This window comes from Pseudocitrobacter sp. 2023LY-00077, from assembly GCF_055796175.1.
The window spans coordinates 150,713-165,879 of the sequence record NZ_JBSPEI010000013.1 but is presented as its reverse complement, the minus strand read 5'-3'; the positions used below and the strand labels follow the sequence as shown (position 1 = coordinate 165,879).

The following is a 15,167-nucleotide window of genomic DNA, read 5'->3' as shown; positions in this document are numbered from 1 at the left end:
TGCCTGGCGGCACTAGCGCGGTGGTCCCACCTGACCCCATGCCGAACTCAGAAGTGAAACGCCGTAGCGCCGATGGTAGTGTGGGGTCTCCCCATGCGAGAGTAGGGAACTGCCAGGCATCAAATAAAACGAAAGGCTCAGTCGAAAGACTGGGCCTTTTGTTTTATCTGTTGCTTGTCGGTGAACGCTCTCCTGAGTAGGACAAATCCGCCGGGAGCGGATTTGAACGTTGCGAAGCAACGGCCCGAAGGGTGGCGGGCAGGACGCCCGCCATAAACTGCCAGGCATCAAATAAAGCAGAAGGCCATCCGGAAGGATGGCCTTTTTGCGCTGGTGCGGAAAAAACCTGCCGGATGCGGCTGCGCCTTATCCGGCCTGCGGGTACGGTGCACATTGTAGGCCCGGTAAGCGCAGCGCCACCGGGCAACACAGCGCGCACTACCCCTTCAAATACGCCAGGTTCAACAACGGATACGGCTTCCCAAGATCGTCCACCTCGCTGCGTCCTGTCACCCTAAACCCCATCCTCTTATAAAACCCAACCGCCTGCTCGTTCTGCTCATTCACATTGGTCGTTAACGCCGGTGCCTGAGAAAGCGCATGTTCAACCAACAAACGGCCAACCCCCATACCACGCACATCAGGGTCCACAAACAATGCATCCATATGCTGCCCACTCAACAACATAAAACCAACCGGCTCATCCTGTGCATTGGCTGCAACCCACAGCGGTGCCTCCGGTAAAAATGAGCGTACCAGCCTCTCCAGCTCAGCCCGATACTCAGCAGACAAAAAATGGTGCGTGGCATCAACAGAACGGCACCAGACGGCCACCAGTTTTTCCCCTTCATCGTGCCGGGAACGGCGAATACTAATAACCATAGATACTCCTTTTATTTATTCTTATATTCTACGGTAATGTTGTCGGTGAAACTTTCTCACCTTTCACATGCAGACTCGACATTTCACTTATTCCTGGTTATTGTCAGCTATCTGGATGTCTAAACGTTTATACGTATGTTGTGAGGTAACAAGGTTATGCCGATTCGGGTGCAGGACGAGCTACCAGCCGTCAATTTCTTGCGTGATGAAAATGTCTTTGTAATGACCGCATCACGCGCAACAGGTCAGGAAATCCGTCCGCTTAAGGTCCTGATTCTTAACCTGATGCCGAAGAAAATCGAAACGGAAAACCAGTTTCTGCGTCTTCTCTCTAACTCGCCGTTGCAGGTGGATATCCAGCTGTTACGCATCGACGCGCGGGAATCTCGCAATACGCCAACTGAGCACCTGAATAACTTCTACTGTAATTTCGACGAGATCCGCGATCAGAACTTCGACGGACTGATTGTCACCGGTGCGCCGTTGGGGTTGGTCGAGTTTAATGATGTCGCCTACTGGCCGCAGATAAAGCAGGTGCTGGAGTGGGCAAAAGATCACGTTACCTCCACGCTGTTTGTCTGTTGGGCCGTTCAGGCCGCGCTGAACATTCTGTATGGCATCCCAAAACAGACCCGCAGCGACAAACTCTCTGGCGTCTATGAGCACCATATTCTTCAGCCACACGCCTTGCTCACGCGTGGGTTTGATGACAGTTTCCTCGCCCCACACTCACGCTATGCCGATTTCCCGGCAGCGTTGATTCGCGACTATACCGACCTCGATATTCTGGCGGAAACAGACGGCGGAGATGCTTACCTCTTTGCCAGCAAAGACAAGCGCATTGCATTTGTGACGGGTCATCCTGAGTACGACGCTAACACGCTGGCAGGCGAATTTTTCCGGGACGTGGATGCCGGTCTTAGCCCGGAAGTGCCGCACAATTACTTCCCGAAAAACGACCCGCAGAATAAACCGCGCGCCACCTGGCGTAGCCATGGCAATCTGCTGTTTGCCAACTGGCTCAACTATTACGTCTACCAGATCACGCCATACGATCTGCGGAGTATGAATCCAACGCTGGACTGATCGTCTACGTCTCTCGATCCTAAAGCGTTTCAGCACTCTTCCTCAGGCACCTTCGGGTGCCTTTTTTATTTCCGAAACGCACCTCAATCAATTAAAAAATTTTAATTCCATTATAATCATCACGTTACATGTAATTTAAATTAAAAATGGAAATCGTTTTTGATTTTTATTAATTCCTGGGTAGTCTTAAAAGTGTTGAATGAAAACTATGCATAGATCGTCCGTTCACCCCAGCGGATCGATCGGAATACATAATGAGGATCAGCACAATGACACAACAGGCAACAACGGCGGATGAACTGGCGTTTACCGAACCTTTTACCGGGCAGGAGCAGCAGATCTTAACGGCAGAAGCCGTTGAATTTCTCAGTGAACTGGTGACGCGCTTTACGCCGAAGCGCAATAAACTGCTGGCTGCGCGCATTCAGCAACAGCAGGATATCGATGACGGAAAGTTGCCTGATTTTATTTCGGAAACCGCTTCCATTCGTAATAGTGACTGGAAAATCCGCGGTATCCCGGAAGACTTACAGGATCGCCGCGTAGAGATCACCGGTCCCGTTGAACGCAAAATGGTGATTAACGCGCTGAATGCCAACGTAAAAGTCTTTATGGCTGATTTCGAGGATTCACTGGCGCCGGACTGGAACAAAGTGATTGATGGGCAAATCAACCTGCGCGATGCCGTGAACGGCACCATCAGCTACACCAATGAAGCCGGGAAAATCTACCAGTTGAAACCCAATCCCGCGCTGCTGATTTGTCGCGTGCGTGGCCTGCATTTACCGGAGAAACACGTTACCTGGCGCGGTGAAGCCATTCCGGGCAGCCTGTTTGATTTCGCGCTCTACTTCTTCCACAACTACAAAGCGTTGCTGGAGAAAGGCAGCGGCCCTTACTTCTACCTGCCGAAAACCCAGGCCTGGCAGGAAGCGGCCTGGTGGAGTGAAGTCTTCAGCTATGCGGAAGATCGCTTTGACCTGCCGCGCGGCACCATCAAAGCGACTCTGCTGATTGAAACGTTGCCCGCCGTCTTCCAGATGGATGAAATCCTGCACGCGCTGCGCGATCACATTGTCGGCCTGAACTGCGGCCGCTGGGATTACATCTTCAGCTACATTAAGACCCTGAAAAACCACCCGGACCGCGTGTTGCCTGACCGCCAGGTGGTGACGATGGACAAACCGTTCCTCAGCGCATATTCACGCCTGCTGATTAAAACCTGCCACAAACGCGGCGCGTTCGCGATGGGCGGCATGGCAGCGTTTATCCCGAGCAAAGACGCCGAGCGAAATACGCAGGTGCTCAACAAAGTCAAAGCGGATAAATCGCTGGAAGCCAATAACGGTCATGATGGCACATGGGTGGCGCATCCGGGGCTGGCGGATACTGCGATGGCGGTTTTCAACGATGTGCTCGGCGAGCATAAAAATCAGTTATTCGTGACCCGCAGCGACGATGCGCCGATCACCGCCGAACAACTGCTGGCCCCCTGTGACGGTGAACGTACTGAAGAGGGCATGCGCGCCAATATTCGCGTCGCGGTGCAGTACATCGAAGCGTGGATCTCCGGCAACGGCTGCGTCCCTATCTACGGCCTGATGGAAGATGCGGCGACGGCGGAAATCTCGCGTACCTCTATCTGGCAGTGGATCCATCATGAGAAAACCCTGAGCAACGGCAAAGCCGTCACCAAAGCGCTGTTCCGCCAGATGCTGGCCGAAGAGTTGTTGGTGATTCAGGAAGAGCTGGGCGAGCACCGCTTCAGCAGCGGGCGCTTCGACGACGCCGCGCGCCTGATGGAGCAGATCACTACCTCCGACGACCTTATCGACTTCCTGACTCTGCCAGGCTACCGCCTGTTAGCGTAAATCACCACATAACAATATGGAGCATCTGCACATGAAAACCCGTACACAACAAATTGAAGAATTACAGAAAGAGTGGACTCAACCGCGCTGGGAAGGCATTCGTCGCCCCTACAGCGCCGAGGAAGTGGTGAAATTACGCGGCTCGGTTAACCCGGAGTGCACGCTGGCGCAACTGGGTGCGGCGAAAATGTGGCGACTGCTGCACGGTGAGTCGAAGAAAGGCTACGTCAACAGCCTCGGTGCGCTGACCGGCGGCCAGGCGTTGCAGCAGGCGAAAGCGGGTATTGAGGCGATTTACCTCTCCGGCTGGCAGGTAGCGGCTGACGCCAACCTGGCATCAAGTATGTATCCGGATCAATCCCTTTATCCGGCGAACTCGGTGCCTGCGGTGGTGGATCGGATCAACAACACCTTCCGTCGTGCGGATCAGATCCAGTGGGCGTCCGGTATCGAACCGAACGATCCGCGTTATACCGATTATTTCCTGCCGATCGTCGCCGATGCTGAAGCCGGTTTCGGCGGCGTGCTGAATGCGTATGAACTGATGAAATCGATGATTGAGGCCGGTGCAGCGGCCGTTCACTTCGAAGATCAGCTCGCGTCGGTGAAGAAGTGCGGTCATATGGGCGGTAAAGTGCTGGTTCCGACGCAGGAAGCTATTCAGAAACTGGTTGCAGCGCGCCTGGCGGCCGATGTTATGGGCGTGCCGACGCTTGTCATTGCGCGAACAGATGCGGATGCGGCGGATCTGATCACCTCTGATTGCGACGCTTACGATAGCGAATTCATCACCGGCGAGCGTACCAACGAAGGCTTCTTCCGTACCCGTGCGGGTATCGAGCAGGCAATTAGCCGTGGCCTGGCGTATGCGCCGTATGCAGACCTGGTGTGGTGTGAAACCTCTACGCCGGACCTCGACCTCGCACGCCGTTTTGCCGAGGCGGTCCACGCTAAATATCCGGGCAAGCTGCTGGCCTACAACTGCTCGCCGTCGTTCAACTGGCAGAAAAATCTGGACAATAAAACCATCGCCAGCTTCCAGCAACAACTGTCGGATATGGGCTACAAATACCAGTTCATCACCCTGGCGGGCATTCACAGCATGTGGTTCAACATGTTCGACCTGGCGCGCTCTTACGCGCAGGGTGAAGGCATGAAGCATTATGTTGAAAAAGTGCAGCAGCCTGAATTTGAAGCGGGTAAAGACGGTTACACCTTCGTTTCTCATCAGCAGGAAGTGGGGACGGGCTACTTCGATAAAGTGACGACCATTATTCAGGGCGGCGCTTCCTCAGTAACCGCGTTGACCGGTTCAACGGAAGAGTCACAGTTCTGATCCAGATGCCCGGTAGCGCGTCGCTTACCGGGCCTACACCGTTTTGTAGGCCGGATAAGCGTCAGCGCCATCCGGCATACCGCGCACCGGACGAGGTCGATTATGCCGCGTGGCCTGGAATTACTGATTGCCCACACCATTTTGCAAGGTTTTGACGCCCAGTACGGGCGCTTCCTGGAAGTGACGTCCGGCGCGCAGCAGCGCTTTGAACAGGCCGACTGGCATGCCGTACAGAAGGCGATGAAAAGCCGTATTCACCTTTATGATCATCATGTTGGCCTGGTGGTGGAGCAGTTGCGCTGCATCACCGATGGCAAAGGCGCGGATGCCGAATTTTTGTTACGCGTGAAAGAGCACTACACCGCGCTTCTCCCTGATTACCCTCGCTTCGAAATCGCGGAGAGCTTTTTTAACTCGGTTTACTGCCGGTTATTTGATCACCGCTCGCTCACACCGGAGCGGCTTTTTATTTTTAGCTCACAGCCGGAGCGCCGTTTCCGCACCATTCCACGCCCGCTGGCGAAGGATTTCTTTCCCGAACACGGCTGGGGGCAACTGCTCAATCGCCTGCTGACTGACCTGCCGCTACGCCTGCCGTGGCAGAATAAACAGCGTGATATCAACTACATCATTGCGCATCTGAGTGAAACCTTCGGCCAGGCGATACTTCAACAATCGCACCTGCAGGTGGCGAACGAACTGTTTTATCGGAATAAAGCGGCATGGCTGGTGGGCAAGCTGGTGACGCCTGCCGCCACGTTGCCCTTTTTAGTGCCCATTCACCGCACGGACGAAGGGGAACTGTTTGTCGATACCTGTCTGACCACCGCGACGGAAGCGAGCATTGTCTTTGGCTTCGCCCGCTCCTATTTCATGGTTTATGCGCCACTGCCGGCAGCGATGGTGGAATGGTTGCGCGAGATTCTGCCCGGCAAATCCACCGCGGAACTGTATATGGCGATTGGCTGCCAGAAGCATGCAAAAACCGAGAGTTACCGCGAATATCTGCATTACATCGCCAGCACCGATGAGCAGTTTATTGAGGCGCCAGGCATTCGTGGCATGGTGATGCTGGTATTTACGCTGCCAGGTTATGATCGCGTCTTCAAGGTCATCAAAGACAAATTTGCTCCGCAAAAAGAGATGAATGCCGCGCACGTTCGCGCCTGCTATCAACTGGTTAAAGAGCACGATCGCGTCGGGCGGATGGCGGACACTCAGGAGTTCGAAAACTTTGTGCTGGAGAAACGGCAAATCTCGCCTGCGCTGATGGCGCTATTGCAGCAGGAAGCGCCGGAGAAAATCACCGAACAGGGCGACCACATCGTTATCAGCCATCTTTATATCGAACGGCGCATGGTGCCGCTCAATATCTGGCTGGAGCAATCAGAGGGCCAGCAGTTGCGCGACGCGATTGAAGAGTACGGCAACGCCATTCGCCAGCTCGCCGCCGCCAATATTTTCCCCGGCGACATGCTGTTTAAAAACTTCGGCGTCACGCGTCATGGCCGCGTGGTGTTCTATGATTACGATGAAATTTGCTACATGACTGAAGTGAATTTCCGCGATATACCGCCCCCGCGCTACCCGGAAGACGAACTGGCCAGCGAACCCTGGTACAGCGTCTCGCCGGGCGATGTCTTCCCGGAGGAGTTTCGCCACTGGCTCTGCGCCGACCCGCGTATCGGCCCGCTGTTTGAAGAGATGCATGCCGACTTGTTCAGCGCCGACTACTGGCGCGGCCTACAGACGCGCATCAAAAATGGTCATGTGGAGGATGTTTACGCCTACCGTCGTCGCCAGCGTTTCAGCGTGCGTTATGGTATGCCAGAATCCCGCTTTTGCGAGCCTCTTTCCAGGAATACATCAAGTCATTTGTGAAACGCGATTTTGCGTTCTATGGTGGCCCCAGTTTGGATCAGAACGTATGTCATGTTGATTTCACTGGAGCAACCGATGCCTTCTTTCTATGATATTGCTAATAGCTATTCGAGCCATTTTAGACGGAAGGAGGCGGTATGCAGAGCATGCCCGCACAGCAAGCCAAGAACCAGTTTGGTGAATTATTGATGAAAGCCCAGCGCGAGCCCGTTGAAATCAGCAAGCATGGAAAACGTGTGGCCGTCGTTATCTCGCCAGAAGAGTATGACCACTATGTCCAGCTTAAATTGCAGAGCCTGAAATCCGTACTGGCAGAGTCTATCGCCCAGGCGGATAGAGGTGAACTTCATACCGCCGATGACGTATTTGGCCCACTGACTGATGATGAGCTCAACGCAAAGTAAGGATACAGTTCAGGGATGAGCGTACGGTTTACCACAATGGCGAAGGCGCATATCCGGGCGATTCGGGTTTACTCTGCGCAACGATGGGGAAAAGAGGTCGCTGAGACATATGCGGCTGTTTTACGTGCCACAATAACGAACGTTCTCGACAGGCATCCCTCGCCAGGCCGCGATCGCAGCGGCGATTTATTTTCTGGCGTGCGTAGCTTTCCGGTCGAAAGCCACGTGATTTACTATTGTGAGGTGCCGGCAGGGATTGTGGTTTTAGCCGTGCTGCATGAAAGGCAGGACCCAAATAATTATCTTTAGGCCCGCCAAAGTGCTTTAGCGCACCCCACCATACGCCAGCGTCACTTCCTTCGCCGCTTTGATCACCATCGCGCCAAACTCCGTTACCCGGTCGTCGGTAATGCGTGAAATCGGCCCGGAAATGGAGATCGCCGCAAACGGTTCGCGGTGCTCGTCATAAATGCAGGACGCCACGCAGCGCAGCCCCAGCGCGTGTTCTTCATCATCAAAGGAATACCCGCGCTTGCGCGTTTGGGCGAGGTCTTCTTTTAAATGCACCGGCGATACCAGCGTCGCATGGGTATAGGCGTGCAGCCCTTTGCGGTGCAGTAAGCCGGTAACTTGCTCTTCGCTCAGTTGCGATAAGAACGCCTTGCCCGCGCCGGAGGCGTGCATCGGCAGTTTGCCGCCAATGGGCGCGGACATGCGCATCAGCTGCGTGCACTGAACCTGATCAATAATAATGGCCTGATGGTCGCTTTGATCCAGCACCGCCAGGTTGACCGTCTCGCCGGAGTCCTCCATCAGTTTGCGCAGGATAGGATGGACAATCGCCAGCAAATTACGGCTCTGCAAAAAGCTGCTGCCGACGATAAATGCATGCGCACCCACCGCCCAGTGCCCCAGCTCGCCCACCTGGCGGACGAAACCTTGCTGCTGCATGGTGGTGAGCAAACGGTGAGTGGTGGAATTGGGCAGCCCGGCCTGCTGAGCGAGCTCAGTCAGCGCGACGCTACCGTTTGATTCGGCAATCCATTTCAGTAATTTTAGCCCGCGCGTTAAAGACTGAACCTGGCCACTCGGCGGAGCGGCGGCTGCGGCGGGTTTTCTCCCGCGCTTCGCGGGAACGGTGGCAACCATAGCGAACTCCTGTTTCTGTATCGTGGAAATCATTTTCGTTTTATTTGATTATAATGCAATCACCAGACTTACTGATCCGATGAGTCATGGTGAACTTGTCTCATGTAGCGCGTTGTTCTCTTTTCCACCATCAGGGTTTATGCCAGTATGGTCTATTGCCGTTTTTTCTCTGGGTTTGGTTGAGCGTGGTCGGGAGTGCGTGTGAGCAGCAAAGTTGAACAATTACGTCAGCAGTTAAATGATCGAATTCTGGTTCTGGACGGGGGCATGGGCACCATGATCCAGAGCTATCGCCTGAGCGAAGCGGATTTTCGCGGCGCGCGTTTTGCCGACTGGCCGTGCGACCTCAAAGGTAACAACGACCTGCTGGTGTTGAGCAAGCCGGAGGTGATCTCCGCCATTCATGATGCCTACTTCGACGCGGGTGCGGATATCATTGAAACCAACACCTTTAACTCCACGACCATCGCCATGGCGGATTACCAGATGGAATCCCTGTCGGCGGAAATCAACTTCGCTGCCGCCAAACTGGCGCGCGCCTGCGCCGATGAGTGGACCGCGCGCACGCCGGAAAAACCGCGCTATGTGGCTGGCGTTCTTGGCCCCACCAACCGCACGGCGTCCATTTCACCGGACGTCAACGACCCGGCATTCCGCAATATCACCTTTGATGGGCTGGTGGCTGCATACCGCGAATCGACGAAAGCGCTGGTGGAAGGCGGCGCGGATCTGATCCTGATTGAAACCGTCTTCGACACCCTCAACGCCAAAGCGGCGATTTTTGCGGTAAAAGAAGAGTTTGAAGCGCTGGGCGTTGACCTGCCGATCATGATTTCCGGCACCATCACCGATGCCTCCGGGCGTACCCTCTCCGGGCAAACTACGGAAGCGTTTTATAACTCCCTGCGCCACGCCGAAGCGCTGACCTTTGGACTGAACTGTGCGCTGGGGCCGGATGAACTGCGCCAGTACGTACAGGAGCTGTCGCGGATTGCGGAATGCTACGTCACCGCGCACCCCAACGCCGGGCTGCCAAACGCCTTTGGCGAATACGATCTCGATGCCGACACGATGGCAAAACAGATCCGCGAATGGGCGGAAGCGGGTTTCCTCAATATCGTCGGCGGTTGCTGTGGCACCACGCCGGAACACATTGCTGCGATGAGCCGCGCCGTTGCCGGGCTGCCGCCGCGCAAGCTGCCTGAACTGCCCGTCGCCTGCCGCCTGTCTGGCCTGGAGCCGCTGAACATTGGCGACGACAGCCTGTTTGTGAACGTGGGTGAACGCACCAACGTCACCGGTTCCGCTAAGTTCAAGCGCCTGATTAAAGAAGAGAAATACAGCGAAGCGCTGGATGTGGCTCGCCAGCAGGTGGAAAGCGGCGCACAGATTATCGATATCAACATGGATGAAGGGATGCTCGATGCCGAAGCGGCGATGGTGCGTTTCCTCAACCTGATTGCGGGCGAGCCGGATATCGCTCGCGTGCCGATTATGATCGACTCCTCGAAATGGGACGTCATCGAAAAAGGTCTGAAGTGCATTCAGGGCAAAGGCATCGTCAACTCCATCTCGATGAAAGAGGGCGTGGAGACCTTTATGCACCATGCCAAACTGCTGCGTCGCTACGGCGCGGCGGTGGTGGTGATGGCCTTTGACGAGCAGGGTCAGGCCGACACCCGCGCGCGTAAAATCGAAATTTGCCGCCGGGCGTACAAAATTCTCACCGAGGAAGTCGGTTTCCCGCCGGAAGATATCATCTTCGACCCGAATATTTTCGCAGTAGCGACCGGGATTGACGAGCACAACAACTATGCGCAGGACTTTATCGGCGCCTGTGAAGACATCAAACGCGAACTGCCGCATGCGCTGATTTCCGGCGGTGTCTCTAACGTCTCGTTCTCGTTCCGTGGTAACGATCCGGTGCGTGAAGCCATTCACGCGGTGTTCCTCTACTACGCCATCCGCAACGGTATGGATATGGGGATTGTGAACGCCGGGCAACTGGCGATTTACGACGACCTGCCGGCTGAACTGCGCGACGCGGTGGAGGATGTGATCCTCAATCGTCGCGACGATGGCACCGAGCGTTTGCTGGATCTTGCCGAGAAATATCGCGGCAGCAAAACCGACGACACCGCCAACGCCCAGCAGGCCGAATGGCGTTCGTGGGACGTGAAAAAACGCCTCGAATACTCGCTGGTGAAAGGCATTACTGAATTTATCGAGCTGGATACGGAAGAGGCGCGTCAGCAGGCTGAACGCCCCATTCAGGTGATTGAAGGCCCGCTGATGGATGGCATGAACGTGGTCGGCGACCTGTTTGGCGAGGGCAAAATGTTCCTGCCGCAGGTGGTGAAATCGGCGCGCGTTATGAAACAAGCGGTGGCGTATCTCGAACCGTACATTGAAGCCAGCAAAGAGAAAGGCTCCAGCAACGGTAAGATGGTGATCGCGACTGTAAAAGGCGATGTCCACGATATCGGCAAAAACATCGTCGGCGTGGTGTTGCAGTGCAACAACTACGAAATCATCGACCTGGGCGTGATGGTGCCTGCCGACAAAATCCTGAAAACCGCCAGGGAAGTGAATGCGGACCTGATTGGCCTCTCCGGCTTGATCACCCCGTCGCTGGACGAAATGGTTAACGTGGCGAAAGAGATGGAGCGTCAGGGCTTCACTATTCCGCTGCTGATTGGCGGCGCGACCACATCGAAAGCGCACACGGCAGTGAAAATCGAGCAGAACTATAGCGGCCCGACGGTGTATGTGCAGAACGCCTCGCGCACCGTTGGCGTAGTTGCGGCGCTGCTTTCCGATACCCAGCGTGACGACTTCGTCGCCCGCACGCGTAAAGAGTATGAGACCGTGCGTATTCAGCACGGGCGTAAGAAACCGCGCACGCCGCCAGTGACCTTGCAGGCCGCGCGCGAAAACGATCTGGCATTCGACTGGGCGAGCTACACGCCGCCGGTGGCTCATCGTCTCGGCGTGCAGGAAGTGGAAGCCAGTATCGAAACGCTGCGCAACTACATCGACTGGACGCCGTTCTTTATGACCTGGTCGCTGGCCGGGAAATACCCGCGCATTCTTGAAGACGAAGTCGTTGGCGAAGAAGCACAGCGTCTGTTTAAAGATGCCAATGAGTTACTCGACAAACTGAGCGCCGGGAAAACGCTGAATCCGCGCGGCGTGGTCGGCCTGTTCCCGGCAAACCGTGTGGGTGACGACATTGAAATCTACCGTGACGAAACGCGTACTCACGTGCTTACCGTCAGCCGTCATTTACGCCAGCAGACCGAGAAAGTGGGCTTCGCAAACTACTGTCTTTCCGACTTTGTCGCGCCAAAACTGAGCGGTAAAGAAGACTACATCGGCGCGTTCGCCGTCACCGGTGGGCTGGAAGAAGATGCGCTGGCGGATGCTTTTGAAGCGCAGCACGATGATTACAATAAGATCATGGTGAAAGCGATTGCCGACCGCCTGGCGGAAGCCTTTGCTGAATATCTGCATGAGCGCGTGCGTAAAGTTTACTGGGGTTATGCGCCGAACGAGAACCTCAGCAACGAAGAACTGATCCGCGAAAACTATCAGGGCATTCGCCCGGCGCCCGGTTACCCGGCTTGCCCGGAACACACGGAAAAGGGCACTATCTGGGAACTGCTGGACGTCGAAAAACACACCGGCATGAAGCTGACAGAATCGTTCGCCATGTGGCCCGGCGCGTCGGTCTCTGGCTGGTATTTCAGCCACCCGGACAGCAAGTACTACGCGGTCGCGCAAATTCAGCGTGACCAGGTGGAAGATTACGCCCGCCGCAAAGGGATGAGCGTAGAGGAAGTTGAACGCTGGCTGGCCCCGAATCTGGGGTATGACGCGGACTAACGTCACTTTTCCTTACAACAAACAGGGCGCTCATTGAGCGCCCTGTCTCTTTCTTGTGAGTAAACCCTTATACTGGAAGAAGGCTTCGTCGGTTTTGCCCGGTGGCGCTACGCTTACCGGGCCTACATGGTTCGCCGTCGGATTCACGACTTGCCTGTAGGCCGGATAAGCGCAGCGCCATCCGGCAGAACCGCGCAGATAGCCTCAGGAAAACAATAACGATAAGGAGAACCCCACTCTGTGTTAACGCTGTTACACCTGCTTTCCGCTGTCGCCCTCCTGGTTTGGGGCACCCACATTGTCCGCACGGGCGTGATGCGCGTCTTCGGCGCGCGCCTGCGTACCGTCCTCAGCCGTAGTGTTGAAAAGAAACCGCTCGCCTTCTGCGCGGGCATTGGCGTCACTGCGCTGGTGCAGAGCAGTAACGCCACGACCATGCTGGTGACGTCGTTCGTCGCCCAGGACCTGGTCGCCCTGACGCCCGCCCTGGTGATTGTGTTGGGGGCCGACGTGGGGACCGCGCTGATGGCGCGTATCCTCACCTTCGATTTATCCTGGCTGTCGCCGCTGCTGATTTTTATCGGCGTGATCTTCTTCCTCGGCCGCAAACAGTCTCGTGCCGGGCAACTGGGGCGCGTCGGGATTGGCCTTGGCCTGATTTTGCTGGCGCTGGAACTCATCGTCCAGGCCGTCACGCCGATCACCCAGGCCAACGGCGTACAGGTGATCTTTGCCTCGCTCACCGGCGATATCATGCTGGATGCACTGATTGGCGCGATGTTCGCCATCGTCAGTTATTCGAGCCTGGCCGTCGTGCTGCTGACCGCCACGCTAACCACGGCGGGGATTATTTCCTTCCCGGTGGCGCTGTGTCTGGTGATTGGCGCTAACCTCGGCTCCGGCCTGCTGGCTATGCTCAACAACAGCGCCGCCAATGCTGCCGCTCGCCGCGTGGCGCTGGGTAGTTTGCTGTTCAAGCTGGTGGGCAGTCTGGTCATTCTGCCGTTTGTCCATGTGCTGGCGGATACTCTGCACAAACTGCCGCTGCCGGAATCGGAACTGGTTATCTATTTCCACGTCTTCTACAACCTGATTCGCTGCGTGGTGATGATCCCGTTCGCCGAGCCGATGGCGCGTTTCTGCAAACGAATGATCCGCGATGAACCTGAACTGGACGCACGCCTGAAGCCCAAGCATCTCGATACCACCGCCCTCGACACGCCAACGCTGGCGTTAGCCAATGCCGCGCGTGAAGCGCTGCGTATCGGCGATGCGATGGAGTTGATGCTGGAAGGGTTGAAAAAGGTGATGCACGGCGAGCCGCGCGAGGAGAAAGAGCTGCGCAAGCTGGCGGACGACATTAACGTGCTCTACACCGCCATCAAGCTCTATCTGGCACGCATGCCGAAGGATGAACTGGCGGAGGAGGAATCCCGGCGCTGGGCGGAAATCATCGAGATGTCGCTCAACCTGGAACAGGCGTCGGACATCGTGGAACGCATGGGCAGTGAGATCGCCGATAAATCGCTGGCGGCCCGTCGCGCGTTCTCGCTTGAAGGGCTGAAGGAACTGGATGCGCTTTACGATCAACTGCTGAGTAACCTGCAGCTGGCGATGTCGGTGTTCTTCTCCGGTGACGTCACCAGCGCCCGCCGCCTGCGCCGCAGCAAGCATCGCTTCCGCATCCTGAATCGCCGTTACTCGCACGCGCACGTTGATCGTCTACACCAGCAGAACGTGCAGAGTATTGAAACCAGCTCGCTACACCTTGGCCTGCTGGGCGATATGCAGCGTCTCAACTCGCTATTTTGTTCAGTGGCTTACAGCGTGCTGGAGCAGCCGGACGAAGATGACGAACGGGATGATTATTAGTGCGTTTTGACACCGGATGCGCAGCCCTTATCTCGCCTACAATTGGCACAATCTGTAGGCCGGATAAGCGCAGCGCATCCGGCAAAATCTTTTACAAACGGTGTCCAGCCTCCAGCGGCACCGCCTCTTCACCTGCTTTAAACAGATAGTTGGTGTTTGGCCCACCAAGCGTCGCGATTTCACCGTTCACCTGAATCCAGTTACCCTCCGGTAAACCAATCACCGTCAGCTCTGGCGCGGCAACCAACAGTTCGCGGATGCGTTGTTCGCGCGTTTCACCCTGGTGCCTTTCCGGCAGCGCATTGGTGAAGTGCGGGTTAATTTGCAGCGGGAACAGCCCCAGTGCATCAAAACCTTGCGGATCGACAATCGGCATATCATTGGTAGTGCGAATGGTTGGGCAAGCCAGGTTCGAGCCTGCGCTCCAGCCGATGTAGAGCGCGCCGCGCTTCACCACATCAACAATCGGCGCCAACAGCCCACGCTCGCGGCTCTCTTTCAGCAACTGGAAGGTATTTCCACCACCGACAATCACGAGGTCCGCATTTTCAATGGCCGCGATCGGATCGGTTGTATTATGAATACCGACGACCGACACGCCCATCGGCTCAAAGACCGCCGCCGTTTTTGCCGTGTAGGCATCCCACGTTTGCGTCACGCCCGCGAAGGGAATAAATACCGCCGAACGGCGACCGTTTAGCGCGCCACGAATCAGCGGTAGCGCATGTTCCAGCCAGGCTTTACCCGGCAACGTCGAGTTACTTAACAGCAGCAGTTCCATTCTTTCTCCAGACAATCAGG

The 15,167-nt window shown here is 55.9% G+C and carries 11 protein-coding genes and 1 rRNA gene; 9 read left to right on the top strand and 3 right to left on the bottom strand.

The features are described from left to right. Positions 1-2: 2 nt before the first annotated feature. Positions 3-118, top strand: a 5S ribosomal RNA gene (gene rrf / locus ACWWFX_RS17575). Between the two features lie 320 nt (positions 119-438). Here the strand turns inward: rrf and ACWWFX_RS17570 are convergent. Beyond that, positions 439-882 (bottom strand): acetyltransferase, encoded by a 444-nt coding sequence (locus tag ACWWFX_RS17570; RefSeq protein ID WP_473224385.1) that lies wholly within the window; start codon positions 880-882, stop codon positions 439-441. 156 nt (positions 883-1,038) lie between these two features. Between ACWWFX_RS17570 and metA the strand changes: the two genes are divergently transcribed. The 6 genes from metA (at position 1,039) to ACWWFX_RS17540 (ending at position 7,769) form a co-directional block, all read left to right on the top strand. Further along, the gene (gene metA, locus ACWWFX_RS17565; protein WP_473224384.1) at positions 1,039-1,968 is read left to right on the top strand and encodes a homoserine O-succinyltransferase MetA; all 930 of its coding nucleotides are present in this window, start codon (positions 1,039-1,041) and stop codon (positions 1,966-1,968) included. 269 nt (positions 1,969-2,237) lie between these two features. After that, a complete protein-coding gene (gene aceB, locus ACWWFX_RS17560) occupies positions 2,238-3,839 on the top strand; it encodes a malate synthase A (protein ID WP_473224383.1) in 1,602 nt (533 codons plus the stop codon). 31 nt (positions 3,840-3,870) lie between these two features. Next, positions 3,871-5,175: an isocitrate lyase gene (gene aceA / locus ACWWFX_RS17555; protein ID WP_276222228.1), complete on the top strand. Its 1,305-nt coding sequence runs from the start codon at positions 3,871-3,873 to the stop codon at positions 5,173-5,175. Positions 5,176-5,277: 102 nt separating this feature from the next. Then, complete coding sequence (gene aceK, locus ACWWFX_RS17550; protein WP_473224382.1) at positions 5,278-7,056, top strand: bifunctional isocitrate dehydrogenase kinase/phosphatase; 1,779 nt, start codon at positions 5,278-5,280, stop codon at positions 7,054-7,056. A gap of 137 nt (positions 7,057-7,193) precedes the next feature. After that, positions 7,194-7,460 carry a type II toxin-antitoxin system Phd/YefM family antitoxin gene (locus ACWWFX_RS17545; protein ID WP_276222224.1) on the top strand — a complete coding sequence of 89 codons (267 nt, stop codon included), beginning with the start codon at positions 7,194-7,196 and terminating at the stop codon, positions 7,458-7,460. A 15-nt stretch (positions 7,461-7,475) separates the two neighbouring features. Further along, on the top strand, positions 7,476-7,769 hold the full coding sequence (locus tag ACWWFX_RS17540; RefSeq protein ID WP_473224381.1) for a type II toxin-antitoxin system RelE/ParE family toxin: 294 nt from the start codon (positions 7,476-7,478) through the stop codon (positions 7,767-7,769). A gap of 15 nt (positions 7,770-7,784) precedes the next feature. Here ACWWFX_RS17540 and iclR read toward each other — a convergent pair whose 3' ends face one another. After that, positions 7,785-8,609 carry a glyoxylate bypass operon transcriptional repressor IclR gene (gene iclR, locus ACWWFX_RS17535; RefSeq protein ID WP_473224380.1) on the bottom strand — a complete coding sequence of 275 codons (825 nt, stop codon included), beginning with the start codon at positions 8,607-8,609 and terminating at the stop codon, positions 7,785-7,787. Between the two features lie 201 nt (positions 8,610-8,810). On the opposite strand from iclR, the gene metH reads away from it, so the two are divergent. Next, positions 8,811-12,494 carry a methionine synthase gene (metH, locus tag ACWWFX_RS17530; protein ID WP_276222218.1) on the top strand — a complete coding sequence of 1,228 codons (3,684 nt, stop codon included), beginning with the start codon at positions 8,811-8,813 and terminating at the stop codon, positions 12,492-12,494. A 240-nt stretch (positions 12,495-12,734) separates the two neighbouring features. After that, entirely contained in the window at positions 12,735-14,366 is a 1,632-nt protein-coding gene (locus tag ACWWFX_RS17525) for a Na/Pi cotransporter family protein (protein ID WP_473224379.1), read from the top strand. Between the two features lie 91 nt (positions 14,367-14,457). On the opposite strand, the gene pepE is transcribed toward ACWWFX_RS17525, so the two are convergent. Continuing rightward, positions 14,458-15,147, bottom strand: coding sequence for a dipeptidase PepE (pepE, locus tag ACWWFX_RS17520; protein WP_473224378.1), 690 nt, complete (start codon positions 15,145-15,147; stop codon positions 14,458-14,460). Between the last annotated feature and the right edge of the window lie 20 nt (positions 15,148-15,167).